We start from the raw sequence: 24,679 nt of genomic DNA, 5'->3' as shown, positions 1-24,679 counted from the left end.
CGCGCGACCAGGGCCCTACCGCAATAGCGTCGGAACGTCCGGCGTTCGCCGGGCCCAGCACAAGGAGGACAGGCGATGGGTCTCTTCGGCCGCCGCACACCGCCCCCCGCCCGCCCGAGCGTCGAGGATCGGCCGTCGTCCGAGCACGAGGCGCCCGCCGACAGCGGGGCGTCCCGGTTGTGGTCGGACGGCGTAGGCCGCGTCGGCACGCGGTCGCTGCAGATCCTCGCGGTCGTCGCGGTCATCGCCGTCTTCGGGTTCGTGGGCACGCGCCTGACCCTCGTGGTGATCCCCGTCCTCATCGCGCTCGTGCTGGCGGCGGCGATCTCCCCGCTCGTCTCGTTCCTGCGTCGCCGCGGTCTGCCGTCGCTGCTCGCCACGTGGATCTCGCTCCTGACCCTGGTCGCGCTGCTGACGGGGATCGTGTGGCTCGTCGTGCGGGCCGTCGTTGACCAGTGGGACGAGCTCCAGGCCCAGGCGCTGGACGGCTTCGACTCCCTGCAGACCTACATCCAGGACCTCCCCTTCGAGATCTCCGACGAGCAGATCACGTCGGTGCGCGAGTCCGCCTTGAGCCTGCTGCAGTCCGACGCCGTGGGCTCCGGTGCCATCGCGGGTGTCTCCCAGACCGCCGACTTCGTCGCGGGCTTCTTCATCATGATCGTCGTCCTGTTCTTCTTCCTGAAGGACGGCCCGGCGATGTGGGAGTTCCTGCTGCGGCCGTTCGAGGGGCACCGGTACGAGCGGGGGCGGCGCGTCGGCACCGCGACCATCCGCACGCTCGGCAGCTACGTGCGCGGGACGGCGATCGTGGCGATCGTCGACGCGGTCGGCATCGGGATCGGCCTCGCGATAGTGGGCGTGCCGCTGGTCATCCCGCTGTCCGTGCTCGTGTTCCTGCTCGCCTTCATCCCCCTGGTCGGCGCCACCGTGGCCGGCATCCTCGCGGCCCTGGTCACACTCGTCGCCGTCGGACCGGTCGAGGCGCTCATCGTCGTCGCGATCGTCGTAGTCGTGAACCAGCTCGAGGGCGACTTCCTCCAGCCGATCGTCATGGGCCGGACCCTGCGCCTGCACCCGCTCGTCATCCTGTTCGCCCTGACCGCGGGGACGGTGCTCGCCGGCATCACCGGCGCCGTGCTCGCAGTGCCGATCGCCGCGTCGATCTGGAGCGCGATCCAGGTGTGGGACGGGCCCGACCTGCCGGCACGGTTCGCCCGCAAGAAGCGCCCCGAGACCGTCTGAGGACGTCGAACAGCTCGAGCTCGCAGGTCAGCTCGGTCCGCCATCGGGCGGCGACCCCGGGCCTAGGCCCGCTCCCCGGCGAGCTCGGCCCGCACCTCGTCGCGGAGCCGGCCGTGCCGCGCCGGGTCCGGCGCGGCCGCGAGCAGCGTCTTCGTGTAGTCGTGCTGCGGATCGAGGATGACCTGGTCGGACGGACCCCGCTCCACGACCTGACCCTTGTACATCACGAGGATCTCGTCGCTGAAGTGGCGGGCCGTCGCGAGGTCGTGGGTGATGTACAGGACGCCGAGGTTCTCCTCGCGCTGCAGGCGCGCCAGGAGGTTGAGCACCCCCAGGCGGATCGAGACGTCGAGCATGGAGACGGGCTCGTCGGCGACGAGGAACCGCGCCCCGGGCGCCAGGGCGCGCGCGATCGCGACGCGCTGGCGCTGGCCGCCCGACATCTCGTGCGGCCGCTTGGCCGCATAGGCCTCGGTGGGCGTGAGGGACACGCGCTCCAGCAGCCCGCGGACCTGCTCGGCGACTGCTTCGCGCCCGCGCGCCACACCGTGGAGCTGCAGCGGCCGCTCCAGGTGGTGCGCCACCGTGTGGAACGGGTTGAGCGACGCGAACGGGTCCTGGAAGACCATCTGCACGTCGTGCCGGTACGCCCGCAGGGCGGAGCGGCTGCCGGACACGGAACGGCCGTCGAGCAGGATCTCCCCGGACGTGGGGGTCTCGAGCCGCGCCAGCGTTCGGGCCACTGTCGACTTGCCCGACCCGGACTCGCCCACGAGCGCGACGGTCTTGCCCGCCTCCAGGGTGAACGACACGTCGTCCACCGCGCGCAGCCGGGAACGCCGCAGGCCGTGGCCCAGGCGGAACTCCTTGACGAGGTTGCGGACCTCGAGCGTTCCCATCAGGCGGTCCCTTCGATGGTGGTGTCGGCAGCGCTGTCGGCCCTGCCCGCCGGAACAGCGTCCGGACCAGCGTCCGGACCAGGGCCTTCGCCCGAGCCGGGACCGTGGCCGGTCCCCGACGTCCCGGCCGCGGCCCCTGACCGGACGAACCCCCCGCGCTCGCCGACGAGGCTGGGGAACGACTCCAGCAGGCGCCGGGTATAGGCGTGCTGCGGGCGCTCGTAGATGTTCTCCGCGGTGTCGAGCTCGACGATCTCGCCCTCGAGCATCACTGCGATCCGGTCGCTGATCTCCAGCAGCAGCGGCAGGTCGTGGGTGATGAACACGACCGCGAACCCAAACTGCTCGCGCAGCCGCATGATCTCGCGCAGGATCCCGCGCTGGACCACGACGTCGAGCGCGGTCGTCGGCTCGTCCATGATCATGACCTGCGGGTTCAGCGCGAGGGCCATGGCGATCATGACGCGCTGGCGCATGCCGCCCGACAGTTGGTGCGCGTAGCTGTCGAGACGCGCCGGGTCCACGCCCACGAGACGCAGGAGCTCGGCGGCCCGCTCGGCTCGCTCGGCTCGGGGCATCCCCGGCCGGTGTGTCGTGAGGACGTCGTCGATCTGGGCGCGCACGGTGATGACCGGGTTGAGCGAGTTCATCGCGCCCTGGAACACCATGGAGACCTTGTCCCAGCGGAACGCGCGCAGCGCCTCGCCGTCGAGCGCCGCGATGTCCACATCACCACCGGTCCGGTCGTGGAACACGACCTCGCCGGAGGTGAGGACGGCCGGGGGCTTGAGGAGGCGCGTGAGCCCGTAGGCGAACGTGGTCTTGCCGCAGCCGGACTCGCCGGCGAGCCCGAGGATCTCGCCGCGGTGCAGCGTGAGCGACACGTCGCGCACGGCGCGGACCACGGGCGTGGTCCGGTACTCGATAGACACACCCTTGGCGGTCAGCACGGGGACGGTCATGCGGTCACCTCCGCCTTGGGCTCGGCCGGCTCGGCCGGCTCGACCGGCGCCGCCGGCGCGGCTTCGGGCGCCGCGACCTCGGGTGCCCGACGTCGGTCGGTCGCCTCCGAGACGACGCGCAGCTTCGGGTTGACCACCTCGTCGATGGAGAAGTTGACGAGCGAGAGGCCGGCACCGAAGACGGCGATGAGCAGGCCCGGCGGCACGAACCACCACCAGGCGCCGGCAGACATCGCGTTACCACCGTATGCGTCCGTGATCATGGTTCCCCAGGTGATGGAGCCGTTGGGACCGAGCCCGATGAAGGACAGGCCCGCCTCGCCGAGGATCGCGAACACCACGGCGAACAGGAACTGGGCCGCGAGGAGCGGCAGGAGGTTGGGCAGGATCTCGACGAGGAGGATCCACACGGTCCGCTCGCCGGCCACCTGCGACGCCTCGACGTAGTCGCGGGACCGGAGCGACCGGGCCTGCGACCGCAGCACCACCGCGGAGCCCGCCCAGCCGGTGATGCCGAGGATGAACGCGACGAGCCAGAGGCTGCGGTTCTGCAGGTACACGGCGATGACCATGACCAGCGGCAGCCCGGGGATGACGAGCATGATGTTGGTGACCATGGTGAGGACTTCGTCGGTCCAGCCCCCGGCGTAGCCGGCGAAGATCCCGAAGATCAGCGACAGGACGATCGCGATGGCCGCGGCGACAAGCCCCACGACGAGCGAGCCACGGGCGCCGTGGGCGAGCTGCGCCAGCACGTCGTAGCCGAGCTTGGTCGTGCCGAGCAGATGGTCGGCGCTGGGCGGGAGGAACGCGTCGTTCCCGGAGAACCTGGGGTCCTGGACGAAGAACGGCGCGACGACGGCGAAGAGCACTATGCCGACGGTGATGACAAGGCCCGCGACGAGCTTCGCGGAGCGACGGGGAAGGAATCGGGTCTCAGCCATTGTGACGCGTCCTCGGGTCGACAAAGCCGTAGACGATGTCCATGAGGAACGTCGCCGCCAGCACGGTGAGGGTGATGACCAGGAACAGGCCCTGCATGAGGGCGAAGTCGTTGCCCTGGACGGCGGTGATCATGAGCTTGCCGAGGCCGGGGTAGGTGAAGACCTGCTCCATCACGATCGCGCCCGTGACCACGAAGGCGAGCGAGATTCCGAAGCCCGCGATGGACGGCAGGGCCGCGTTGCGGACGGCGTAGCCGAGCAGGATCCGCGAGCGCCGCAGTCCCTTGGCCTCGGCGGTGGTGATGTAGTCCTCGGACAGTGTGGACACCATCATGTTCCGCATTCCGAGGAGCCAGCCGCCGAACGACGACAGCACCACGGTCAGCGCCGGAAGGATGCCGTGATAGGCGACCGATCCCACGAACGCCCAGGTGGCCTCGGGGCCGTCGAACGTGAAGACGTCGAAGCCGCCGATGCGGGGGAACCAGGGGTTGACCACCGCGAAGCCGTACACGAGCAGCAGCGCCACCCAGAAGTACGGCAGGGACTGTAGCAGCGTCGAGCCGGGGATGATGTGGTCCACCCAGGTGCCGCGCTTCCAGCCGATCCACGCGCCCGCCGCGATGCCCACGACGAACGAGATGATCGTCGCCAGGCCGAGCAGCCCGATCGACCACGGCAGGGCGGCCGAGATGAGCTCCACGACCGGGGTGGGGAACTTGGTGACCGAGACCCCCAGGTCGCCGCGAACCAGGTTGCCCCAGTACGCGACGTACTGCTGCCAGATTGTCTGGTCCGTGTCGGACCCGAGGAGGAGCCGGATGGTGCGCTCGACGCCGGGGGCGACCTCGCCGCTGCGGGCCATCTTGGCCAGCATGATGTCGGCGGGGTCGCCCGGCATGAGCCGGGGGATCAGGAAGTTCAGGGAGATGGCGGCCCACACGGTGATCGCGTAGAAGGCAGCCCGTCGCAAGTAGTACCTCACTGGTTGCTCCCGTCCGTCCGTACCGCGGCCGTCGCGGCCCCTCCTCGGGTCCTCGTCATCACTCGACCGGCTTCAGGTTCGCCAGGATGTAGCCGGCGGAGACCGAACCCCACGACGGCGGGAACGCGTACAGGTCCTCCTCCGTGGGCCAGCCGGTGTAGTCGGCGTCGTTGTAGAACGTCTGCGTCGCGTTGATCTCCATCGGGATGTAGGGCAGGTCCCGGGTGATCTCGTCCTGGATCACCGCGTACGCGGCCAGCTTCGTCTCGTCGTCGTTCGCTGCCGCGGCGTCCGCGACCGCCGCGTCGACCTTGGGGTTCGAGTAGCGCGTGAAGTTCCACTCGCCGGGCTCGAGCGCCTTGCCGACCGGCTGGGTGTAGTCGCCCGAGAACCAGTCGCGGTAGATCTGGAACGGGTCGGCGACGCTGGTGCCGACTACGCCGCCCATGATGAGCTGGAAGTCACCGGACTGGCGAGAGTCGGAGAACTCCTGCCACGTGGCCGTCGACGCCGTCACCTTGATTCCGGCGGCCGCGACCTGCTCTTCGATCAGCTTCGCGGCGTCGTTGTAGTCCGTCCAGCCCTCTACCGAGGTGAGGGTGAGCTCGACCTTGACGCCATCCTTCGCGTAGACGCCGTCGGCGTCCTTGGTGTAACCGGCCTCCTCGAGGATCGCCGCGGCGGCCTCCGGGTCGCCGGTCTGGGGGCTCTCCTTCTCGACGTCGGCGGAGATCCACTTGTCGTCGCGGCCGAGGAGCGCGAAGGTGGGCGAGATCGGGGCAGCGAGCCCGACGAATGCCTTCTCGTTGATGGTGCCGCGATCGATGGCGAGGTTGAGCGCCTGGCGCACCGCGACGTCGGTCTGCGGGCCCTTGCAGCCCAACTCAGCGTTGGCGCAGGTGTACAGCACCGTCGGGTCCTGCGGGGTGTTCACGTAGCCGGCCGGACCGCCGGCCGCGGCGATACCCTCGGGGTCGGGCACGAACATGCCCGTCCAGTCGAGGTCGCCCGACTTGAGCAGGTCCTCGGCCGAGGCGTTGGCGTCGATACCGAGGTAGCGCACCTTCTTGACCTCCGGCTTGCCCTCCTGCCAGTAGCTCTCGTTGGCGACGAGCGTGTAGGACGCCTCCGAGACGCTGTCGACGGTGTAGGGGCCGGTGCCGACCGGTGCCTCGTTGGCCCAGGTGGTGGCCTCTTCGACCGACTTCCCGGCCCAGATGTGCTCTGGCAGCATCCACGTGCTGCCGAGGATCCCGACCTCGTTGGTGAACTGGGGCGAGTCGTACGTGACCTCGACGGTGGTGTCATCGGTCGCCTCGGCCGAGACGAGCTGCGGCGACTTCGCGACCTCGCTCGTCAGCGAGTAGATGACGTCGTCGACGGTGAAGTCCTCGCCGTCGCTCCACTGGACGCCCTCGCGGATCTTGATGGTGAGGACGGTGCCGTCCTCGTTCCAGGAGAACGAGTCGCCGAGCATCGGGACGGGGTCGCCGGTGCCGACCTTGTTGTACAGGAAGAGCGTCTCGTAGACCGGGCCGAGCGCGCCGTGCAGCACGGTCGGCGCATAGGGGTTGAAGTTCGCGGCGATGGGGGTCTGGCTGCCGGCCCACACGTTGAGCGTGCGGTCGGCGGGTCCATCGGCGGATTCGGCGGTGCCTGAGCAGCCGGCCGCCAGAAAGGTGACGGTGGTGAGTACGGCAGCAAGGAGCATCCCCTTGCGGACACGTCGTCGGATCATGGTCGTTCCTCTCGCGTCGGCGGCTCGCGACGGCGCCGCGCTGTTCCACCGAGTTCGTACGGAAGGAGACCTAACTAAAGATCGGCGATCAGCGGGAGAGGGCAACCGCATAAATGGCGTTATCGTTACCAGGTTGAGATCATTGTGAGGTGAATCACGAGACGCCGGACCACTCGCCAGCCCCTTGGAGCGACCCGAGAGAGACGGCGTTTCACCTCGCGAGACGCACGTAGCCGTTCGTCGACATGCAGGTGTGAGCCGGCTGTCGACTGTCGACGTGCACCCCGGACCCGGTCTGCTCCTGAAACCGGCGGATGAAGTGCCGCCGACTCAGCCCTGCCTGCCGCGCCATGTCCTCGACGGTCCGCGGGGTCCGCAGATCCCCGAGCAACCATTCCATCGTCGGGCCGAGCCGGCCATGCGGCGTCTGCGGGACCGCCCGCGCGACGTACTGCCGCTGCCCGCCGCTGCGGTGCGGGTCGCAAATCTCGCCCTCGTCCCGGTGTTCATGGTCGCCCTGGTGCAGTCCGGCTGGCGGTCGGTGTATGCCCTCGTGGTGGTGGCGGTGGCACTCGGGTATCGATGGATCCGGGACCGGGCCGGCCGCCGCGCGAATCCGTGAGCTCGAGATCGGCCGCGTTGGACCTCCTAGGCGCGATCCGCGCTGACCGCGAGCCCCGCCAGCAGCTCCGCCGCCGGACCGGGGTGCACCAGCCACCGCAGGTGGCTGGACTCCAGGGTGTGCACGTCGTACGGGTTGTCCGGCGTGAGCGCGTCGCCCTCGCGGATCATCCGGTCCTGCATGGCCGGCGGAATGCTCGTGTCCTCGCTGAGCCGCACGTAGCTCCTGGGGATCGTGCCCCAGGTCTCCGCCTGGGCCCGGTCGGCCGACGTGCCCGCGTCGAGGTTCTCGTCGGGCTGGAAGGTGTTGAGGAAGGTGAAGAACTCGTCGTCGGTGCCGTCGGCGAAGAACGCCTCCTTGAAGCCGGCGAGCACGGCCGGGTCGGCGGTCCGGAAGTTGGACCGCAGCAGGCCGAGCGCAGCCGGGTCGGCCGCCAGCGCGCCCGCGAGCGCCCCGGCATCGACGGTGGCCATCTCGGGCTCGGCGTAGTAGGCGCCCACGTCGAGGTCGACCGGTGCCCACGCGGAGACGTAGACGATCCGGTCGACCAGGTCCGGGCGGGCGTTGCCGACGGCTGTGAGCGTGGCGCCGCCCCGGCTGTGGCCGACCAGGATCACCGGCCCGTGCTGCTTGGCGCGTTCGAGCACCTCGATGACGCGGGCCGCGTTGTCGGCCAGGGTCACGCCCTTGATGCTGCCGGGCGTCGTCGCGAGGCCCTCCGGGTCCTGCGGAGCCTGGTAGGCGGCGGGGTAGGTCGCCTCGAAGCCGTGGCCGGGCAGGTCGACCGCCGCCGAGCGGTGGCCCAGCAGGGCAAGCTCGGCCTGGAGCGGGGCGAACGAGAACGAGTTGGCGAAGGCGCCATGGACCAGCACGAACGTCGCGGACATGACGTCAGATGCTAGCCGGGCCGGACCACGCGGTCCGGCACGGCTTGACCTCACCCGAGGAGCTTCTGCATCCCCTCGCCGTCCGCGAGCCCGACGACGTTGCCTGCCGGGTCGGTGAACCAGGCGCCGTCGCCGCCCTCCATGAACCCGCGCGCGATGCCCTTCTCGTCCTGGTCGAACCCCTCGTACCGCTCGAAGGTCACGCCTTTGGCGGTGAGCTCGTCGACCACCTGGTCGACGTCGTCGACCGCCAGGTGCAGCACGGTGAACGTCGCCGGCTGGTGGTTTTCCTTCGCGTAGACGAACACCGAGGTGCCGCCGTCGAGGTTGAGCACCAGGCCTCCCGCTTCGGGGAGAGGCGTCACCCGCAGTCCTAGCGTGTCCGCGTAGAACGCGCGGGCCGCATCGATGTCGTTCGCCGAGAAGCTCGGATACACACTTCGTACGTTGACCATCGCTGTCTCACTCCCTTGTGACCGGCGGCGACCGCACCACAGGGCGCGCCGCGGGGCGTCAGTCCCTTCAAGAGTCGCACGGTCGGGCGTGGACGCAAGGCAGGCGACCCGCACCGGCCGGACATCACCCGCCCGCGCTCACTGGCCGACGCGGCCGTCGATCCGCTCGCGCAGGATGTCGGCGTGCCCGCAGTGTCGGGCATACTCCACGATCTGCCCCAGGACGGCGTCTCGAAGCTGCAGGTCCGCGCCGTCCGGGCCGAAGTCGGACACGCCGACGTTCCACGTGCCGAGGTCGGAGACACCGGCCAGGTACCTGTCGGTGGCCTCCATCTCGGTATGCCACTGTCGCCAGGCGTCGGCGGCGACCGCCGGGTCGGCGACGGCACCGGTCCAGTCGCCTTCCCGGTCCTCGTCGGTGCGGTACAGCTCCGGCGCGTCCTCACCCGTCATCACCCGGCGCAGGTGCCGCTCACCGGATGCGAGGTGCCGCACCAGCCCGAGCAGGGACATAGTGGACGGCGGTGCCGACCGCCGGGCGAGCTGCTCGGCGTCGAGGCCCGCGCACTTGAGCTCCAGCGTGAGGCGGTAGTAGCGGAGATATTCGAGCAGCGTGCCGCGCTCGTCGTCGATCGGGGTATCGGTCTCACGCGGATCGTCGTCCGGGTCGACCCACATGTCGGGGTAGACGGTCGACTGCGTCCACCTGGTCGTCTCCGGCTCTTCGGCGTCGTGCTCCCGTTGTTCCATACGGCCAGGGTGGACCCGTACCGCATCAGCTCGCCACGGAAAATCGCGTCACCGCGCGCGGTCCGCCGGCGGGCGACCTCGACGAGTCCCGCGGCTTCGAACATGCCCGCCGCGGGCAACGGTGCAGCAGCTAGGGAACGTAGCGGAACGCGTCCCACGCGCCGAGGAGGTACTGGATGCCGAGCGCCCGGTCGTAGAGCCCGTACCCGGGGCGGGGCTTGTTCGTGGTGTTCTCGTCCCACAGGTGGCGGCCGTGGTCGGGCCGGATGTAGCCCTGGTAGCCCGCCTCGGCGTAAGCCTTCATGATCCCCGTCGTGTCCACGCTGCCCTCGGACGCGCGGTGCGCCACCTCGGTGAAGTCCCCGTTGTCGAAGTGCTTGATGTTGCGCACGTGCGAGAAGTGGATGCGGTCCATGAAGGTGCGCACGGCGTCTACGGCGTCGTGCTCGGGGTTCGCGGAGAAGCTGCCCAGGCACAGCGTGAGGCCGTTGTACGGGCTCGGGTTCAGGTCGAGCACCCGCGCGATGCCCTCCTTGCTGGAGACCACGCGCGGCCACCCGAAGACGTCGAAGGGCGGGTCGTCAGGGTGCACGCCGAGCTTCACGTCGACCTCCTCGCAGGTGGGGATGACCGCGTCGAGGAAGTACTTGTAGTTGGCGTACATGTCGTCGTGGGTCACGCCCTCGTACGCCGCGTTGAGCTCGCTGAAGCTCGCCAGCCGCTCCGGCTCCCAGCCCGGGAGCGTGAGCCCGTGCGTGTTCGCCTCCATTTCCGCGATGAGGGACTCGGGCGACATCTTGTCGACCACGGCCTTCTCGTAGAACAGGGCGGTCGAGCCGTCCGGCAGGGGGTGCCACAGGTCGGTGCGCAGCCAGTCGAAGACGGGCATGAAGTTGTAGCAGACGACCTTCACGCCCGCTCGGCCGAGGCGACGGATCGTCGTGATGTAGTTCTCGATCGCCTCGTCGCGGCTCAGCCCGAGCACGGTCCGGCCGAGCTTGATCGACTCGTGCACGTTGACCGACTCGACCACCTCGGCGTCGAACGTCCTGGTGATCCCCCGGGCCTGCGCCTCGTCGGACAGGCCCGTGATCTTCGCGATCTCGGCGTCGATCTCCGCCTGCGCCCACACCTCGCCGGCCTGCTTGTGGTGCAGGCTCCACACGATGGTCTCCACGCCAGGGATCTGGCGTACGTGATCCAGGGTCACGGTGTCGTTGCCCTCGCCGTACCAGCGGAAGCCCATCTTCACAGCGCTCTCCTCGTCGTGCTTGTATAACCGCTCTTGTATACATCATGCCCGCCCCGACGAGCGGGGCGGGCACGGTGCTCACAGAGTGGTGAACCGCAGACGCATCCGGACCGGCTCGGCGTGCAGCTGCGCGTTCGGCAGGACGCCCGGTCCGCAGGCGGCACTGCCGACGCCGTGCTGGGCGGCGTCGAGGTGCAGCCACAGCCGGCCGTCCGGCACGAGCTCGTGCGGGTGCGCCGCACGGTCCAGCGCCTCGTCGGACCACGGGCGCAGCGACAGCTCGAACCCGACCTGCGGCCGGCCGCCGATCGTCACCTCACCGGAGTCGATCCGCAGGCCGGAGCCGTCGGCGAAGGACAGGACGGCGCTCGTGACGCCGCGCCGCGCACCGTTCTCCTGCGGGTGGGTGTACCGGGTCTGCCAGTCGGCGACGGTGTGCTGCCACGCGCCCCCGAGGGCAGCCACCGTCGAGTCGGCGTACGACTCGTCGGGGCCGAGGCCGGTCCAGCGCACGCCCGCCTCCGCGGCCCGCGGCTCGTCGAGGGCGAGCAGCAGACCCAGGCGGGCGACGCTCTCCGGCGCGGGCCCCTCCGGCTGGATGTCGAGGATCAGGTCCACGGCGTCGGGAGCGTCGGTGACCGGCTGCCAGCGGTAGCGCGTGGCGAAGCCCGTACGGATCGCCGGCCCCGCGACGCGCGAGTCGATCTCCAGCGCCCCGTCCTCGCCGACGTCGACGCCGGCGAAACGCTCGCCGAGCAGGGTCAGGCCCGCCCGGTACCACGTCTGCTCGTCGGACTTCTCCCCCTTGCCGGGGCGGCGGTCGTTGTCGGTCGGTGCCCGCCAGGCGTCGACCCGGAAGGCGTGCACCGCTCGGCCCGCGAGCTCGCGAAGGCCGCCCCTGCTGTCGAACCGGGCCGGGCCGGCCCGGAACCCGCCGTCGGCCTCGGTGGTCACCCGGCCGGCCGGGGCCGCGAGCGGCGCCGGCTCGACGAGGAGGAGCTGGCCGGCACCGAGCTCGAACCCGGGCTCGAGCCAAGCGTCCTCCAGTGCGTCCCCCTTCTGCTGGACGGCGCGCAGGGTCCACCAGACCGGCGCCTCGCCCGGCTCCGGCAGCGACAGGTCCGACGGCGGCCGCACCACCGTCTCGGTCCCGGCGTCGAGCACCAGGTCGAGCGTGCCCGCCGCGAGCTCCTCCGCGCCGGTGTGCAGGGTCCAGCGGAGCTCGGCGTGGCTCGTGTCCCGGAAGGCGTAGCGGTTGCGGACGAGCAGCGAGCCGTCGTCCTGAGCGTCGATGCGGATGGGCGCGAACACCGCGGCCGTCTCGAGCAGCCCGGGCGAGGGCGTGCGGTCCGGAAGGAGCAGGCCGTCGGCGATGAACGTGCCGTCGTGGAGGCGTTCGCCGAAGTCGCCGCCGTACGCCGAGAACAGGACCCCGTCGTCGTCCGCGCGGGTCAGGCCGTGGTCGATCCACTCCCAGATGAAGCCGCCGAGCAGGCGCGGGTACCGGTCGAAGAGCACGTCGTAGTCGGCGAGGCCGCCCGGGCCGTTGCCCATGGCGTGCGCGTACTCGCACTGGAGGAACGGCATGGCCCGACGGCGGGCATCGGCGTCGGCGCGCTCGAACGGCGGCTCGATGCCCTGGCCGATGAGGTCGACCTCCTCGCTGTCGGCGTACATCCGGGAGTACACGTCGACGTGGTCGCTCGACCAGTCGCCCTCGTAGTGGATGGGGCGGCTCGGGTCGAGGTCGCGGATGGCGTCGGCCATCGCGGCGATGTTGCGGCCCACCCCCGCCTCGTTGCCGAGCGACCACATGATGATGCTCGCGTGGTGGGCGTCGCGGCGCACCATCCGGGTGACGCGGTCGACGAGCACGTCGGTCCAGTCCGGGTCGTCGACCGGGTTGCCGACCCAGCCGTCGATCTCGAAGCCGTGCGTCTCCAGGTCGTTCTCGTCGATGACGTAGAGCCCGTGGCGGTCGCACAGGTCGAGGAAGTGCGGGTGCGGCGGGTAGTGGCTCGTCCGGACGGCGTTGATGTGGTGCCGCTTCATGAGCAGCACGTCCTCGAGCATCCGCTCGGGGGTCACTGCACGTCCGCGCAGGGGGTCGAACTCATGCCGGTTGACGCCGCGCAGCTTGATCGGCCGCCCGTTGACGAGGAACACCCCGTCCTCGATCGAGATCGTGCGGAAGCCGACCGCGAGCGTCACAGTCTCGGTGTCGGTCGAGACGACGACGTCGTAGAGCCGCGGCCGTTCGGCGCTCCACGGCTCGACGGCTACGCGCAGCTCCTCGCCGGCCGCCGCCTCGACGCCGAGCTCCGGCACCGCCACTCGCGCGGCCACCGCGCCCGGTCCGGCCACGACGGTTGCGGCGTCCACCCGCAGCGTGCCGACGCCGGTCGCGTGGTCGTAGTCCGCGTGCACGCGGACGTCGTCGAGGGCGCCGTCGGGGCGGTGCTCCAGCGTGACGCCGCGGAAGATGCCCGAGAGCCACCACTGGTCCTGGTCCTCGGCGTACGACATGGCCGACCACTGGGTGACGCGGACGGCGAGCAGGTGCTCGCCACCCTGCCGCAGCCGGCCGGTGAGGTCGACCTCGGTGGGCAGGCGGGAGCCGTGCGACGTGGCGAGCAGCTCGCCGTCGAGCGCCACCTGGAACCAGGAGTCCACGCCCTCGAACCGCAGCAGGGTGCGGCCGCCGTCCGGCCAGTCCGCAGGCAGCCGGAGCGTCGTGCGGTACTCGCCCGTCGGGTTGTCGTTGGGCACGTGCGGCGGCTCTACCGGGAACGGGAACAGGACGTTGGTGTACGCGGGCGTCCCGTACGGCCAGGCATTCGGGGCCTCGGCGAGCTGCCAGTGTCCGGGCACGGCCAGGCGGTCCCAGTCGTCGCCGGGCTCCGCGCGGTCCACGCCCGTGTCGGGGTGCGGGAACAGCCGGAACCGCCACTCGCCGTCGAGCGACAGGGCGGCGGCGCTGGAGGCGCCGGCCGGCGGGCGGAATCGCGGTGCGACGACGCCGTCCGGCGTAGCGACGGACTCGTGGGTGATGGTCATGACTCCTCCAGGCGGCGTCGGGTGGGGAAGCGGAAGTGCCGATCGTGACGGTACACCGGGGTGCGTTCAACGTTGAACGGCCGTCCAGAGCCGCGGCGCGCATGTACGGGACGGGCCGTCGGCGGGCCGGCGTCGGATGATGGACAGATGGCCAGTCTGCTGCACGCCGTCCGCTCCGCGATCGCCCCGCTGACGCGCACGCGGGCGTTCCGCGCCGCCGGCCCCGTGCTCCTGCCGCCGGCCGAGCGCTTTCTCGCCTGGTGCTCCGGCGGAAGGCTGCAGATCAGCGCGCTGCTGGTGCCGTCGCTCGTCCTGCACTCGACGGGGGCGAAGTCGGGGGAGCCGCGCGATACCTACCTGATGTACACACCCGACGGGCCGGGCCGGGCGATCGTGGCGGGCTCCGCGTTCGCCCAGGGGCGGCACCCGGCATGGACCTACAACCTGCTGGCGCACCCGGACGCGGCGATCAGCGTGCGCGGTCGGCGGATGCCGGTCCGGGCAACGCTCATCGGCGACGACGAGCGGGACGCCACGTGGGCACGTATCGAGTCGCAGTGGCCCGGCTACCGCGCCTACGAGCGGGAGTCGGGGCGAGTGGTGCGGCTGTTCCGCCTGGAGCGGCTGGCCGAGAATGCCGACCGCTCCCGTTCCCTGCCGTCCGCGTAGCCTCGATCGCATGGCATACGACCTGGCCCTCGCGGACGAGATTCGGGGCGCCCTCGACGGCGAGTCCGCCATCACCGAGCGGCGCATGTTCGGCGGGCTGGCCTTCATGGTCAACGGCAACCTCGCAGTGGCCGTGAGCAGCAGGGGCGGGATCCTGGTGCGTGTCGGGGCCGACACCGCCGAAGAGCTGGTTTCCACGACTGCCGCCACGCGCGCGGTGATGGGCGGACGCGTCATGAGCGGCTGGCTGAACGTCGGCGCGGACGACCTCAACACCGAGGCCGAGGTCTCGACCTGGGCGCAGCGCGGGGTGAGCTACGCCCGCTCGTTGCCGCCCAAGCAGTAGCCGCCGACCGTCAAGCCTGCCGCGCCAGCATCTCCCCGATCACGCGCGCGCCCTCCGGGAACGCCCCCGGGTTCGGTCCCGAGTAGTTGAGCCGCAGGTAGGCGCCGGTCGGCTCGGCCGGGAACCACTCGTCGCCCGCTGCCACGACGACGCCGGCGGCCTCACAGTCCTGGACCAGGCGCGCGGTGTCGGTGGTATCCGGGAACCGGACCCAGAGGTTCAGGCCGCCCTGCGGCACGTGCTCGACGCGGGCGGCCGGGACGTGTTCCCGGAGCGCGCCGAGCAGCAGGTCGCGGCGGGCGGCGAGCTGCTGCCGCAGGCCGCGCAGGTGGGTACGCCAGGCGGGCTGCGTCACGACGTCGAGCGCGGCGGTCTGCAGCATGCCGCTCACGTACATCGACTCGGCCTGCGCGCCGGCGAGGATCCGCTCGCGGGCGGGGCCTCGGGCGACGAGCCCGGCCACCCGCACCGCCGGCGAGACGCACTTGGCCAGAGAGCGCAGGTAGACGACGTGCCCGCCGTCGTCCCGGGCCGCGAGCGGGACCACGTCCTGGGTGATCCCGAAGTCGTGCGCCCAGTCGTCCTCGATCACATAGGCGCCGTGTTCGCGCGCCATCCGGAGCACCTCGTCGGACAGCTCGGGCGACCAGCGTGCGCCGGTCGGGTTGGCGAAGTGCGGCTGCGCATAAAAGGCACGCGCACCCGTCTGGGCGAAGGCGCGCGCGAGCGCATCCGGGTCCGGCCCCTGGGGGCCGCTGGGCACCGGCACCACCTGCACACCGACCTGGTCGGCGGCGAGGAGGGCGCCCCAGTACGTCGGCGACTCCACCAGGAGCGGCCTGCCCGCGCCGACCAGTGCGCGAAAGGTGGTGCTGAGACTGGCCTGACTGCCGGGAAAGACGACGACGTCGCTGGGCGCCGGCGGCGCGATGCCCACGGGCGATGCGGCGCCGAGCTCGGCCGCGAACCACGCCTGCAGCTCCGGGACGCCGGCGGCCGGTGACCTGGTCACGGCGGCCTCGCTGCGGGCTGCACGGTTGAAGGCGGCCCGAACCAGGCGCTCGGGCAGCAGCTCGCGGTCCGGGTAGCCCGAGTGGAGCGCGATCACGTCGTTCGGAACGGAGTGCAGGGCTCTGGACAGCTGCTGGACGGCCTTCGGCCGGGGACCGAGCGCGGCCGTCTGCCAGCCGTAGTCGTTGGGGCGCGCCACCCGCACCGCCCGGACGAACGTCCCGACGCCCGGCCGGGTCTCCACCGCACCCTGCGACGTCAGGGTGCGCAGCGCCTTCTGCACGGTGACCGGGCTGGCACCGTACTGCGCCACGAGCGCCCGGCTGGACGGCAGCCGCGCGCCGGGCGCGGCTGCGGCTATCCACTCGCGGAGGCCCGCGACGATTCGAGCACTGCTATCGTCATACATGACGAGCAATAGTAGCGCTACTCTCGCTGCGACCTCCCCGCTATCCACCTCTCGCGCAGGTCTCTGGTGGGGTTTCCTCGGGGTCGCGGCCTTCTCGCTCACCCTCCCCTTCACCCGCGTCGTGGTCGACGGTGGCGGGATGTCACCGCTGTTCGTGTCCTGCGGCCGCGCGGTCGTCGCCGCGGTGCTCGCGGCCGCCGCCCTCGCGATCACCCGGCAGCGTCGGCCCCGCGGCATCCAGTGGGCGCGGCTCGCGATCGTCGCGGGGGGCGTGGTCGTCGGCTTCCCGGTGCTGACCTCGTTCGCGCTCACGACGGCGTCCGCCAGCCACAGCGCCGTCGTGATCGCGCTGCTGCCCGCGGTGACGGCGGTGCTGGTCGTGCTCCGCGGGCGCGAGCGACCGCGGATGTCGTTCTGGGTGATGGCGGCGCTCGGCGCGATCGCGGCGGTCGTCTTCGCCTCGATCCAGGGCGGCGGAGGCGGCGGGCTGCACGGGTCGGACCTGCTCCTGCTCGCCGCCGTGGTCGCGTGCGGGATCGGCTACGCGGAGGGTGGGCTGCTTGCCCGCGAGCTCGGCGCCTGGCAGACGATCTCCTGGGCGCTCGTGCTCGCCGGCGTCCCGATGGTGCTCCTCACCGGCTTCTCGATGGTGCAGCACCCGCCGACGGGCACCCCGCTCGACTGGGCCCTGTTCGGGTACCTCGGGGTGGTGAGCATGTTCCTCGGCTTCTTCGCCTGGTACCGCGGTCTGGCAATCGGCCCGATGGCGCAGGTCAGCCAGGTCCAGCTCGTCCAGCCCGTGCTGACCATCTGCTGGGCCGCGCTGCTCCTGCGCGAGCAGCTCACGTGGCCCACCGTGCTCGGCGGTGCGGCAGTGATCGCCTGCGCGGCGATCGCGGTTCGATCGCGGTTGCGCTAGCCGGGCGCGGGCGCAACCATCTGCCCGCCGATGACCCGGAGCAGGTCGAGGCGCCCCGCGTCGGGGCTGCCCTCGGCCGCGGTGTAGGTCACGACGCGCAGGTCGGCGCCGGGCACCAGCAGGACGTCGCAGTCGAGAGTGATGTCCCCGATCTCGGGGTGCCGGATCGTCTTCCGGTCCGCGACGTGCCGCGCGCTGTGACCGGTGGCCCAGAGCAGCTCGAAGTCCACGGAGTCGCGGCGCAGGTCGGCCACGAGCGCGCTCAGCCGCTCGTCCATGGGATAGCGGGCGGTCGCCTCGCGGAGGTCGGCCACGACGGCGGCCGCGGACACCTCCTCCCCCGTCTCGGACGAGGACGGCCGCAGTGCGGCCCGGGCGGGGCCGGTGCCGAACACAGCACGGGCGAGGTTCCGTTCGCTCACCGGCACATCGTTCGGGTCGCCGTGCAGGGCGGTCCACACGGCGTTCCACCACACCAGGGTCCAGTCCGCGGCGAACACCGCGATCGGGAAGTCCCCGAGCCGGGCCGTGAGCCGCTGGACGCTCGGCGGGACGTGCAGGCTGACCAGGCCGTCCCGCGGCGGCAGGAGCCCGGCGGCCGCGTACAGCTGGTCACGCTCGGGCCGGGAGAGCTGGAGCGCCCGCGCGATCGACGCGACGACCTGCGCGGACGGGCTGGTCGCGCGCCCCTGCTCCAGGCGCAGCACGTAGTCCACCGACAGCCCGGCGAGCTGCGCGAGCTCCTCGCGCCGCAGTCCCGGCGCCCGGCGCCCGGCCGAACGCGGCAGGCCCGCGTCGACGGGGGACAGCCTGTCGCGCCACAGGTGAACCAGCACTCCGAAGCCCAGCCCGGGTGTCGTCGTCATGCCCACCAGTGTGGCGGCCCGACGGCGCGCGAGGGTGGGTACCGCGAGTCCACAGGCTCACCCGAACCCTGGTGGACGACGCCGCGGACGGCGAGCGTGGCCCTCATGCACACCATCGTCATGACCGGCGCGACCCGCGGCATCGGCCGCGTCGCCGCCGAGCGAATCCTGCGGGACGACCCCGAGGCCCACCTCGTGCTGATCACCCGCGGCCCGTCCGGCGAGCGCCTCGCCGCCGAGCTCTCGTCCGGCCTGGCCGGCGGTTCAGCCGGAGACTCAGCCCACGGCTCACTCGCCGGTGCGGGCCGGGTCTCGCACGTTGCGGCAGACCTCGGCTCGCTGGCGGAGGTCCGATCGGCCGCCGCGGAGATCGCGGGGAAGCTCGACCGGGGCGAGCTGCCGCCGCTGCGCGGCTTCGTCGGCAACGCCGGCATCCAGTACACGAACGCCCGCACCGAGGGCGCCGACGGGTACGAGGCCACGTTCACGGTGAACGTGCTCGCCAACCACGTGCTCCTGCGGACGCTGATGGACCGTTTCGCAGCGCCCGCCCGCATCGTCATCACCACGAGCGACACCCACTTCGGGGACTTCGCGCACACCATGGGCCTCGTGCCGGCGCCCGTATGGCAGGCGCCGGAGGTGCTGGCGCGGACGGGCGCGTTCCCGGCGTCGGACCGGACGAGGGGCGGGCGGGCCGCCTACTCGACGAGCAAGCTGGCCACCATCTACCTCGCGCACGAGTACGCACGCCGGCTGCCAGCCGGGGTCGACGTCGTCACGTTCAACCCGAGCCTGGTCCCGGGCACGGGGCTCACCCGCGACGCCGACGCGCTGGGCCGCTTCGCCATGCGCCGGATCTTCCCGCTGCTGAACCTGACCCCGCTGACGAACAGCGCGTCCGTGGCCGGACAGCAGCTCGCCGACGTCGCGCTCGGCAGGGTAGCGGCGCCGACCGGCTCGTACGTGAACCGCGACCGGGTGGAGCCGTCGTCGGACGAGTCGTACGACCCCGGCCGGGAGCGCGAGCTGTGGGAAGCGGCGGACCGCCTCACGGCGGGGCTCGACGCGCCGGTCGGCTGTGTCGGAAAGCACGTGCACCTCGACGAGCCGCTGTCGTAGCATCGACCGGTCGGCTGTGTGGCGGGATCGCCCGGCCGATTCACCGGACACACACGAGGAGCGAGAGATGCGGGAACTCACCGCGGGTTGCGGGGTGGCCGTCGTGGCCTGCTCGGGCACTCCCGGTACCCGCGTCACGACTCTCTGACCTGGTCAGGCAGCACGTCACACCGACCGCTTCGGCGGTCACGTGCGATGCGGCCGGACGTCGGAGGGCGGGCGCGGCGTCGTCCCCTGCCCTGCCGCCTGCCGGCCCGGTGACCCGAACGCTCGAGGTGACCGTGGCGCCGTCGTGCACTCTTTCTCGACGGCGGACGCCGGCGGGTGGCATTCCGAACGACCGGAAGCCGAGAACCCTCATGAATCCCCTGACCGAGAAGCAGATCCGCGCATCCTTCCTGAACGCGAGCAAGCGGGAGGCCGCGCAGGCGACCCTGCCCGACCTCGCCACCCTCGACTGGGAGCGCCTCGACTACCTCGGATGGCGCGACCGCAAGGCGCCGCTGTCCGCGTACGTGGTGCTCGAGCTCGACGGCGAGCCGACCGGCGTGCTGCTCCGCGCCGCCGACGCCAAGGCGGGCGGCAAGCGCACCAAGGGCGTGTGCGCCTGGTGCGAGGACGTGGTCGTGACCGACGACGTCTCCCTGTACGTCGCCCGCCGGGGCGGCGCCTCGGGGCGCAACGGCAACACGATCGGCACGCTGATCTGCACCGAGTTCGGCTGCTCCCGGAACGTGCGGCGCAAGCCGACGTTCACCGAGGCGGGCAACGACCCGGCCGTGCGTGACCTGATCATCGACCGCCGCATGGCGGGTCTGCGCGAACGCGCCGCACGGTTCGTCGCAGAGGTCGGCAGCACGCGCTGACGTACGCGTCGGACGCACAGGTCCCGGTGGCCTGTGCGTCCGGCATGCGCGCGTGCGGCTGAGCCGCCGGGATCTGCGCGCACCTCCGCCGGCTCATGCCGCCGAACCGGCAGCGGTCCGCATGCGGGCGGCCGCCGCGATCGCGGCCTCGCACCACACGACGGCGGGCCGGTCCACGGCGCCGCGCATCACTATCTGGCGGCACAGCTCGCCCAGGCCGTCCGTCGCGGCGCGCTCGGCATCGACGCCCGGGAACATCCGCCGCACGGAGAAGACGACGGCGCGACGGTGCGCTGCCCACTCCGAGGGGTTCGAGGCGAGGCCGTAGGTCCTGCTTCGTGTCTGAGTCATGCACTACTGACGCGGAGGTCCCGTGGATGTCACAGCACTTTCGCGACTCGGTTCGCGACCGGGTCGTAGCCTCACCACGTGCCCCTCTCCGATCGCGAGCCGCGCCTCGACTCCGCCGACCCGGCCGCCCAGTTCGCCGCCTACCTGGACTACTACCGGCAGGCGGTGGACCGGAAGCTGCGCAGCCTGCCCGACGCCGACCTGCGCGCCTCCCGGCTCCCGTCCGGCTGGTCGCCGCTCGAGCTGCTGATCCACCTGGTGCACATGGAGCGGCGCTGGTTCCGGTGGGGGTTCCTGGCCGAACCGCTCGACCGCCCGTGGGGCGACCACGCAGGTCAGGACCCGCACGGACCGTGGGCGGTGCCCGACGCCGTCGGGCTGGACGAGCTTCTCCAGGCCCTGCACGCGGGCGGCGCCGCCACCCGCGAGGTGCTCTCGGCACACGCCATGGACGAGCACGGCGCGCTCGGCGGCCGGTTCACCGAGGACCCGCCCACGCTCGCGTGGATCTGCTTCCACGTGCTGCAGGAGTACGCCCGCCACGCGGGCCACCTCGACATCGCCGCCGAGCTGGCGGGCGGTGCCACGGGCGAATGAGCACTCGCACAGGCCTGTGGACGACGGCGGCCGGGGTCGCCGTGGTGGCGGCGCTCGGCCTGCTGGTGGCGAACGGGGTGGTCTGGCCCAACCGGATCCTCGCCGCCAGGTACGACGTGCGGGGTGTGGACGTCGCGCACTACCAGGGGCAGATCGACTGGGACGTGCTGGCCGCGCAGGACCTCGACTTCGCATGGATCAAGGCCACCGAGGGCGCCTCGCACACCGACCCGCGGTTCGCCGAGAACTGGGCGGCCGCCACCAAGACGGACCTGCTCGTGGGGGCGTATCACTTCATGAGCTTCGAGAGCCCGGGCGCGGACCAGGCAGCGCACCTCGCGGCCGAGGTGCCGGCGACTCCCGGCACGCTCCCGCCCGTCATCGACCTCGAGTTCTACGGCGCGTTCCACGACGACCCGCCGACGCCGGACGAGGTGCACACGATCCTCGGTCCGCTCGTCGCCGGTATCGAGGAGCACTACGGCGTGCCGCCAATCGTGTACGCGACCGAGGACGCGTACGACCTCTACCTCGCGGACCGCTACCCCGACCTGCCGATCTGGATCCGGTCGGTCGCGTGGTCGCCCCGGCTGTCGGACGGCCGCGACTGGACGATCTGGCAGTACTCCAACCGCGACCGCATGCCCGGCCACGACGGCGTCGAGCCGTACATCGACATGAACGTGTTCGCGGGCACGCGCGAGGAGCTGGCGGCCCTCACCCTCGACTGAGACGTGCCCGGTGCCGACCCCGCGTCATGCGTCCCTCGCGTAGTCGACCCGGCCCAGCCCCAACCAGGACGCGAGCTGCTCGATCTCGGCATGCACCGCGTCCATGGTGGCCCCGTCGAACGGCCGGTCCTCGTGCACCGCGAAGACATTCAGCACGCTCTCCTTGCGGTCCGCCTTGGCGTCGAGCTTTCCCACGAACCGCTCCCCGTGCAGGATCGGCAGCGCGAAGTATCCCCAGCGCCGCTTCCCCTTCGGCTTGTACATCTCCAGCGTGTACTCGTAGTCGAACAGGTCCAGGAGCCGGGGCCGGTCCGCGGCGATCGCGTCGAACGGGCACAGCAGGGCGGTGCGGGGCTCGAACTCGTCGTCCGCGCGCGCCAGCAGCTCCGGGTCGACGCGCCACTCGCCGTCGACCCCCTCGACCTGGACCACCTCGCCGGGCAGGTCCACCCAGTAGACGCCGTCACCCGAGCGGCCCTGCGTCCGCTTGCGGGCGATGCCCTCCGCGGCCAGCCTCCGGTCCACCCGCTCCCGGAGCGCCTCCTCCAGCGGGACCGCCTCCACCTGCGGATACACCCGCTCTGCGAGGTCCCACAGCCGCTGCCTACCCTTGCGCCCCACCATCGCGAGCTTGCCCTGCATGTTCAGCGCCTCGAGCATCTCGGCCACGCTGCGCCGGCTGCTCCAGCCCTCGGCGCCCCATGTGAACGGCACCCGGGCCGTGTCGGGCACGTCCTTCGCGAGCACCGGCCCCTCCGCCTCCACCAGCGCCAGCACGTCCCGCTCGAAGTCCGCGTTGTCGGCGAGCCACCCCCGCATGGTCTCGTTCCGCGGCCACTGCGCCATCTGCTCCAGGTACAGCGGCAGGTCGCCCATCGAGCGCACCGTGCCGCGCAGCTGGAACAGCATGCGGTCGGTGATCGCGTCGTCGACGGCCCCAACCCAGTACTCGTTCCCGAGCCGCGACCAGGCGACGAGGTCCACGGCGGGCGCCACGGCCGACGTCGGGTCCACCGCGAGGAACGTCAGGTCCTCCACGAGGTGCACGAGGTCGACCGGCCGGTGGGCGTCGAGCAGCTGTGCGCGGAGCGCTATGCGACGCGCCTGTTGCACTGTGAGCTGATGGGTGGCCATGCGGCGAGGATACGGAAGGACACCGACAGCGCTCCGTCATGCGGTCCACTCAACCTTTTGCCGACCTGGACCGTGAAGGGGGCATGAGCATGCCAATGGTCGCGGGGCGCTCGAGCCCCGGCAAGGTCCACAAGGTCGACGTCGTGGTGGTGGCCGAGAAGGAGACCGAGTTCGCCTCCTTCATGGCCCGGTCCACCCCCGCCCTCGCTCGCACCGCCTGGTTGCTGTGCGGCGACACGCACCAGGCGGAGGAGCTGGTCCAGCAGGCCCTGATCAAGACGTACCTGGCGTGGCCGAAGGCCCGCCAGGGCGAACCGCTCGCCTATGCCCGGCGCGTCCTGGCGAACGCGCGGATCGACGGCTGGCGCCGTCGTCGCCGGGAGGTCCTCATGGCCTCCGACACCCTGCCCGACCGGGGCACCCGGGAGAGCACGGCCGAGCTGCACGCCGAGCGCGACCGCCTGGTCCGTGCGCTGCTGGTGCTCCCCACCAAGCAGCGCCGGATCGTGGTGCTCCGGCACCTCGAAGGCCTGACGGAACGCGAGGTGGCCGACGCGGTCGGCGTCTCGGTCGGCACCGTCAAGTCCACGGCGTCGCGCGGCATCGCCCGGCTACGTGAGGTCCTCGAGATCCACGATGCGGCCGACGTGCAAGGCACCACAACACAGGGCACCACGAACGAGAGGAGCGGGTCATGAACAACGACGAGCAGTTCGCAGAGAGCCTGCGCGCCCAGGTGACACGGGTCGCGCCGGAGATCGACGTCGACGTCACGCACGTCGTCCCCGCTGCCCGACGACGGCGGGTCGCCCGGGTGGGCGGCGTCACCCTGGCCCTTGGGCTGGCCCTGGGCGGCGGAGCCTGGGCGGCGACCACCCTGGAGGCTCCGGCCCTGCCGGGTGGTTCGGCGACGATGGCGGTGGAGCCGTCGCCGGAGCCGAGCGGACCGCCCGCGACGTCGAGCGAGGGCGACCCCCTGCCGGAAACGCCCAGCTACCCGGCCATGGACCCGGTCATGCCGCCGGAAGGCTGGCGGGACGCGACGTACTTCCATGTGGTGACCCGGAGCACGCCGAGCCAGACCGGCGGAGAGTCCGGGCCCGAGGCGCCGCTGGGCAGCGAGCTGGGCAGCGAGAGCTGGTACGGCGACGGTGTCAGCTTCGAGCTCACTGCCTACGGCCCGGCACTGATGGCCCTCGGCGACCACATCCCCATCGAGGGGCACACCATCAGCTATACCTGGGCGGAGATGGCGGTGCTACCGACTGAGCCGGAGCCCCTGCACGACGCCCTGCTCGACCGTTACTTCCCCGATGAGCGCGAGGAGGCGGTGCGCGACGCCGCGGCCCGCCTGGCCACCCAGGCACCGACCTCCCCGGAGCTGCGGGCGGCGGCGTGGGAGCTGCTCACGAGCCTTGCCGGAGTCGAGGTCGAGCAGGACGTCCGTGACTCGGAGGGCCGCCGGGGTACCGCAGCGACGTACCAGTACGGCGACAACGACAGGGTGCGGACCGTGATCTATGACGAAGCACGGAACCTGCCGCTCGAGACGCAGGACACGAAGCACGGCACGGACCTCTACCTGACGACCGAGTTCACCGACCTCCCCGACGAGGTCGCCGACAGCATCCCGGAGATCCCCGACCTCACCGCGATGACCCGCGAGGACGCCGAGGTCGCCTGCCTGCAGGAGCATCTCGCCTGCACGTTCGAGGATGCCGAGTCGGACACGGTGCCGGAGGGGATCGTCATCTCGTCCGACCCGGCAGCGGGAGCGCTGGTCACCTGGGGCGCCCCGGTCACGATCCTGCTCTCCACGGGTTCCTGACCTGGTAGTTCGTCACGGGCCCAGGTTGCGCCGG

Annotated in this window: 26 protein-coding genes; 11 read left to right on the top strand and 15 right to left on the bottom strand. The window is 71.6% G+C overall.

The window, feature by feature from the left end; genetic code table 11:
- The first annotated feature begins 75 nt into the window (after window positions 1–75).
- Window positions 76–1,245 (top strand): AI-2E family transporter, encoded by a 1,170-nt coding sequence (locus tag C8K30_RS10865; protein ID WP_108492906.1) that lies wholly within the window; start codon window positions 76–78, stop codon window positions 1,243–1,245.
- 62 nt (window positions 1,246–1,307) lie between these two features.
- Here C8K30_RS10865 and C8K30_RS10860 read toward each other — a convergent pair whose 3' ends face one another.
- The 6 genes from C8K30_RS10860 to C8K30_RS31805 all read right to left on the bottom strand — a co-directional run bounded on the left by C8K30_RS10860 (window position 1,308) and on the right by C8K30_RS31805 (window position 7,173).
- Window positions 1,308–2,144 carry an ATP-binding cassette domain-containing protein gene (locus C8K30_RS10860; RefSeq protein ID WP_108492905.1) on the bottom strand — a complete coding sequence of 279 codons (837 nt, stop codon included), beginning with the start codon at window positions 2,142–2,144 and terminating at the stop codon, window positions 1,308–1,310.
- Window positions 2,144–3,106, bottom strand: a complete 963-nt coding sequence (locus C8K30_RS10855) for an ABC transporter ATP-binding protein (RefSeq protein ID WP_108492904.1) — start codon at window positions 3,104–3,106, stop codon at window positions 2,144–2,146. Before C8K30_RS10855 ends, C8K30_RS10860 begins: the two co-directional genes overlap by 1 nt.
- On the bottom strand, window positions 3,103–4,050 hold the full coding sequence (locus tag C8K30_RS10850) for an ABC transporter permease (protein WP_108492903.1): 948 nt from the start codon (window positions 4,048–4,050) through the stop codon (window positions 3,103–3,105). The genes C8K30_RS10855 and C8K30_RS10850 overlap by 4 nt, the downstream gene beginning before the upstream one ends.
- Window positions 4,043–5,035, bottom strand: a complete 993-nt coding sequence (locus C8K30_RS10845) for an ABC transporter permease (RefSeq protein ID WP_108492902.1) — start codon at window positions 5,033–5,035, stop codon at window positions 4,043–4,045. The genes C8K30_RS10850 and C8K30_RS10845 overlap by 8 nt, the downstream gene beginning before the upstream one ends.
- A gap of 58 nt (window positions 5,036–5,093) precedes the next feature.
- Complete coding sequence (locus tag C8K30_RS10840) at window positions 5,094–6,773, bottom strand: ABC transporter substrate-binding protein (RefSeq protein ID WP_108492901.1); 1,680 nt, start codon at window positions 6,771–6,773, stop codon at window positions 5,094–5,096.
- A 211-nt stretch (window positions 6,774–6,984) separates the two neighbouring features.
- Window positions 6,985–7,173, bottom strand: a complete 189-nt coding sequence (locus tag C8K30_RS31805; RefSeq protein WP_108492900.1) for an AraC family transcriptional regulator — start codon at window positions 7,171–7,173, stop codon at window positions 6,985–6,987.
- Between the two features lie 18 nt (window positions 7,174–7,191).
- Between C8K30_RS31805 and C8K30_RS10830 the strand changes: the two genes are divergently transcribed.
- Window positions 7,192–7,395 carry a hypothetical protein gene (locus tag C8K30_RS10830; protein ID WP_108492899.1) on the top strand — a complete coding sequence of 68 codons (204 nt, stop codon included), beginning with the start codon at window positions 7,192–7,194 and terminating at the stop codon, window positions 7,393–7,395.
- A 26-nt stretch (window positions 7,396–7,421) separates the two neighbouring features.
- Here the strand turns inward: C8K30_RS10830 and C8K30_RS10825 are convergent, their stop codons facing one another.
- The 5 genes from C8K30_RS10825 to C8K30_RS10805 form a co-directional block, all read right to left on the bottom strand.
- The gene (locus tag C8K30_RS10825; RefSeq protein ID WP_108492898.1) at window positions 7,422–8,282 is read right to left on the bottom strand and encodes an alpha/beta hydrolase; all 861 of its coding nucleotides are present in this window, start codon (window positions 8,280–8,282) and stop codon (window positions 7,422–7,424) included.
- 50 nt (window positions 8,283–8,332) lie between these two features.
- The gene (locus tag C8K30_RS10820; RefSeq protein WP_108492897.1) at window positions 8,333–8,737 is read right to left on the bottom strand and encodes a VOC family protein; all 405 of its coding nucleotides are present in this window, start codon (window positions 8,735–8,737) and stop codon (window positions 8,333–8,335) included.
- Window positions 8,738–8,875: 138 nt separating this feature from the next.
- Window positions 8,876–9,487, bottom strand: a complete 612-nt coding sequence (locus C8K30_RS10815) for a DinB family protein (RefSeq protein WP_233257106.1) — start codon at window positions 9,485–9,487, stop codon at window positions 8,876–8,878.
- A 130-nt stretch (window positions 9,488–9,617) separates the two neighbouring features.
- Window positions 9,618–10,733: a mannonate dehydratase gene (uxuA, locus tag C8K30_RS10810; RefSeq protein ID WP_233257133.1), complete on the bottom strand. Its 1,116-nt coding sequence runs from the start codon at window positions 10,731–10,733 to the stop codon at window positions 9,618–9,620.
- A gap of 84 nt (window positions 10,734–10,817) precedes the next feature.
- Window positions 10,818–13,796 (bottom strand): glycoside hydrolase family 2 TIM barrel-domain containing protein, encoded by a 2,979-nt coding sequence (locus C8K30_RS10805; RefSeq protein WP_108492895.1) that lies wholly within the window; start codon window positions 13,794–13,796, stop codon window positions 10,818–10,820.
- 147 nt (window positions 13,797–13,943) lie between these two features.
- Between C8K30_RS10805 and C8K30_RS10800 the strand changes: the two genes are divergently transcribed.
- Together C8K30_RS10800 and C8K30_RS10795 are read left to right on the top strand one after the other, a co-directional pair.
- Window positions 13,944–14,465, top strand: a complete 522-nt coding sequence (locus tag C8K30_RS10800) for a nitroreductase family deazaflavin-dependent oxidoreductase (RefSeq protein ID WP_108492894.1) — start codon at window positions 13,944–13,946, stop codon at window positions 14,463–14,465.
- Window positions 14,466–14,475: 10 nt separating this feature from the next.
- On the top strand, window positions 14,476–14,811 hold the full coding sequence (locus C8K30_RS10795) for a TfoX/Sxy family protein (protein WP_108492893.1): 336 nt from the start codon (window positions 14,476–14,478) through the stop codon (window positions 14,809–14,811).
- 10 nt (window positions 14,812–14,821) lie between these two features.
- Here the strand turns inward: C8K30_RS10795 and C8K30_RS10790 are convergent, their stop codons facing one another.
- Entirely contained in the window at window positions 14,822–16,231 is a 1,410-nt protein-coding gene (locus tag C8K30_RS10790) for a PLP-dependent aminotransferase family protein (RefSeq protein WP_108492892.1), read from the bottom strand.
- On the opposite strand from C8K30_RS10790, the gene C8K30_RS10785 reads away from it, so the two are divergent.
- Entirely contained in the window at window positions 16,230–17,150 is a 921-nt protein-coding gene (locus C8K30_RS10785; protein WP_108492891.1) for a DMT family transporter, read from the top strand. The two genes, C8K30_RS10790 and C8K30_RS10785, sit on opposite strands and share 2 nt — an antisense overlap.
- Here C8K30_RS10785 and C8K30_RS10780 read toward each other — a convergent pair.
- Complete coding sequence (locus tag C8K30_RS10780) at window positions 17,147–18,016, bottom strand: helix-turn-helix transcriptional regulator (RefSeq protein WP_108492890.1); 870 nt, start codon at window positions 18,014–18,016, stop codon at window positions 17,147–17,149. The two genes, C8K30_RS10785 and C8K30_RS10780, sit on opposite strands and share 4 nt — an antisense overlap.
- 105 nt (window positions 18,017–18,121) lie before the next feature.
- Between C8K30_RS10780 and C8K30_RS10775 the strand changes: the two genes are divergently transcribed.
- Both C8K30_RS10775 and C8K30_RS10770 read left to right on the top strand, forming a co-directional pair.
- Window positions 18,122–19,138 carry an SDR family NAD(P)-dependent oxidoreductase gene (locus C8K30_RS10775; RefSeq protein ID WP_108493065.1) on the top strand — a complete coding sequence of 339 codons (1,017 nt, stop codon included), beginning with the start codon at window positions 18,122–18,124 and terminating at the stop codon, window positions 19,136–19,138.
- Between the two features lie 359 nt (window positions 19,139–19,497).
- Window positions 19,498–20,004, top strand: a complete 507-nt coding sequence (locus tag C8K30_RS10770) for an FBP domain-containing protein (protein WP_108492889.1) — start codon at window positions 19,498–19,500, stop codon at window positions 20,002–20,004.
- Between the two features lie 93 nt (window positions 20,005–20,097).
- Here the strand turns inward: C8K30_RS10770 and C8K30_RS10765 are convergent, their stop codons facing one another.
- A complete protein-coding gene (locus tag C8K30_RS10765) occupies window positions 20,098–20,355 on the bottom strand; it encodes a hypothetical protein (RefSeq protein ID WP_108492888.1) in 258 nt (85 codons plus the stop codon).
- Window positions 20,356–20,433: 78 nt separating this feature from the next.
- Between C8K30_RS10765 and C8K30_RS10760 the strand changes: the two genes are divergently transcribed.
- Window positions 20,434–20,952 carry a DUF664 domain-containing protein gene (locus C8K30_RS10760; protein ID WP_108492887.1) on the top strand — a complete coding sequence of 173 codons (519 nt, stop codon included), beginning with the start codon at window positions 20,434–20,436 and terminating at the stop codon, window positions 20,950–20,952.
- Entirely contained in the window at window positions 20,949–21,683 is a 735-nt protein-coding gene (locus C8K30_RS10755; protein ID WP_108492886.1) for a GH25 family lysozyme, read from the top strand. Before C8K30_RS10760 ends, C8K30_RS10755 begins: the two co-directional genes overlap by 4 nt.
- 24 nt (window positions 21,684–21,707) lie before the next feature.
- Here the strand turns inward: C8K30_RS10755 and C8K30_RS10750 are convergent, their stop codons facing one another.
- Entirely contained in the window at window positions 21,708–22,817 is a 1,110-nt protein-coding gene (locus C8K30_RS10750) for a crosslink repair DNA glycosylase YcaQ family protein (protein WP_108492885.1), read from the bottom strand.
- A gap of 83 nt (window positions 22,818–22,900) precedes the next feature.
- Here C8K30_RS10750 and C8K30_RS10745 point away from each other — a divergent pair, with 83 nt between their 5' ends.
- The gene (locus tag C8K30_RS10745) at window positions 22,901–23,515 is read left to right on the top strand and encodes a SigE family RNA polymerase sigma factor (protein WP_108492884.1); all 615 of its coding nucleotides are present in this window, start codon (window positions 22,901–22,903) and stop codon (window positions 23,513–23,515) included.
- Window positions 23,512–24,645 carry a PASTA domain-containing protein gene (locus C8K30_RS10740; protein WP_108492883.1) on the top strand — a complete coding sequence of 378 codons (1,134 nt, stop codon included), beginning with the start codon at window positions 23,512–23,514 and terminating at the stop codon, window positions 24,643–24,645. The genes C8K30_RS10745 and C8K30_RS10740 overlap by 4 nt, the downstream gene beginning before the upstream one ends.
- Window positions 24,646–24,679: the final 34 nt, after the last annotated feature.

Origin of the sequence: Promicromonospora sp. AC04 (assembly GCF_003058225.1) — a bacterium.
In the GTDB taxonomy this organism is placed as follows: Bacteria; Actinomycetota; Actinomycetes; order Actinomycetales; family Cellulomonadaceae; genus Promicromonospora.
Note: the sequence above shows the minus strand (reverse complement) of the source record. Positions and strands in the feature narration are given on the sequence as shown.

What these genes read in the sequence shown, in the direction of transcription:
- C8K30_RS10865 (WP_108492906.1), top strand. Translation starts at nt 76, where the DNA reads ATGGGTCTCTTCGGCCGCCGCACACCGCCCCCCGCCCGCCCGAGCGTC.
- C8K30_RS10860 (WP_108492905.1), bottom strand. Translation starts at nt 2,144, where the DNA reads ATGGGAACGCTCGAGGTCCGCAACCTCGTCAAGGAGTTCCGCCTGGGC.
- C8K30_RS10855 (WP_108492904.1), bottom strand. Translation starts at nt 3,106, where the DNA reads ATGACCGTCCCCGTGCTGACCGCCAAGGGTGTGTCTATCGAGTACCGG.
- C8K30_RS10850 (WP_108492903.1), bottom strand. Translation starts at nt 4,050, where the DNA reads ATGGCTGAGACCCGATTCCTTCCCCGTCGCTCCGCGAAGCTCGTCGCG.
- C8K30_RS10840 (WP_108492901.1), bottom strand. Translation starts at nt 6,773, where the DNA reads ATGATCCGACGACGTGTCCGCAAGGGGATGCTCCTTGCTGCCGTACTC.
- C8K30_RS31805 (WP_108492900.1), bottom strand. Translation starts at nt 7,173, where the DNA reads ATGGAATGGTTGCTCGGGGATCTGCGGACCCCGCGGACCGTCGAGGAC.
- C8K30_RS10830 (WP_108492899.1), top strand. Translation starts at nt 7,192, where the DNA reads ATGCGGCGTCTGCGGGACCGCCCGCGCGACGTACTGCCGCTGCCCGCC.
- C8K30_RS10825 (WP_108492898.1), bottom strand. Translation starts at nt 8,282, where the DNA reads ATGTCCGCGACGTTCGTGCTGGTCCATGGCGCCTTCGCCAACTCGTTC.
- C8K30_RS10820 (WP_108492897.1), bottom strand. Translation starts at nt 8,737, where the DNA reads ATGGTCAACGTACGAAGTGTGTATCCGAGCTTCTCGGCGAACGACATC.
- C8K30_RS10815 (WP_233257106.1), bottom strand. Translation starts at nt 9,487, where the DNA reads ATGGAACAACGGGAGCACGACGCCGAAGAGCCGGAGACGACCAGGTGG.
- uxuA (WP_233257133.1), bottom strand. Translation starts at nt 10,733, where the DNA reads ATGGGCTTCCGCTGGTACGGCGAGGGCAACGACACCGTGACCCTGGAT.
- C8K30_RS10805 (WP_108492895.1), bottom strand. Translation starts at nt 13,796, where the DNA reads ATGACCATCACCCACGAGTCCGTCGCTACGCCGGACGGCGTCGTCGCA.
- C8K30_RS10800 (WP_108492894.1), top strand. Translation starts at nt 13,944, where the DNA reads ATGGCCAGTCTGCTGCACGCCGTCCGCTCCGCGATCGCCCCGCTGACG.
- C8K30_RS10795 (WP_108492893.1), top strand. Translation starts at nt 14,476, where the DNA reads ATGGCATACGACCTGGCCCTCGCGGACGAGATTCGGGGCGCCCTCGAC.
- C8K30_RS10785 (WP_108492891.1), top strand. Translation starts at nt 16,230, where the DNA reads ATGACGAGCAATAGTAGCGCTACTCTCGCTGCGACCTCCCCGCTATCC.
- C8K30_RS10790 (WP_108492892.1), bottom strand. Translation starts at nt 16,231, where the DNA reads ATGTATGACGATAGCAGTGCTCGAATCGTCGCGGGCCTCCGCGAGTGG.
- C8K30_RS10780 (WP_108492890.1), bottom strand. Translation starts at nt 18,016, where the DNA reads ATGACGACGACACCCGGGCTGGGCTTCGGAGTGCTGGTTCACCTGTGG.
- C8K30_RS10775 (WP_108493065.1), top strand. Translation starts at nt 18,122, where the DNA reads ATGCACACCATCGTCATGACCGGCGCGACCCGCGGCATCGGCCGCGTC.
- C8K30_RS10770 (WP_108492889.1), top strand. Translation starts at nt 19,498, where the DNA reads ATGAATCCCCTGACCGAGAAGCAGATCCGCGCATCCTTCCTGAACGCG.
- C8K30_RS10765 (WP_108492888.1), bottom strand. Translation starts at nt 20,355, where the DNA reads ATGACTCAGACACGAAGCAGGACCTACGGCCTCGCCTCGAACCCCTCG.
- C8K30_RS10755 (WP_108492886.1), top strand. Translation starts at nt 20,949, where the DNA reads ATGAGCACTCGCACAGGCCTGTGGACGACGGCGGCCGGGGTCGCCGTG.
- C8K30_RS10750 (WP_108492885.1), bottom strand. Translation starts at nt 22,817, where the DNA reads ATGGCCACCCATCAGCTCACAGTGCAACAGGCGCGTCGCATAGCGCTC.
- C8K30_RS10745 (WP_108492884.1), top strand. Translation starts at nt 22,901, where the DNA reads ATGAGCATGCCAATGGTCGCGGGGCGCTCGAGCCCCGGCAAGGTCCAC.
- C8K30_RS10740 (WP_108492883.1), top strand. Translation starts at nt 23,512, where the DNA reads ATGAACAACGACGAGCAGTTCGCAGAGAGCCTGCGCGCCCAGGTGACA.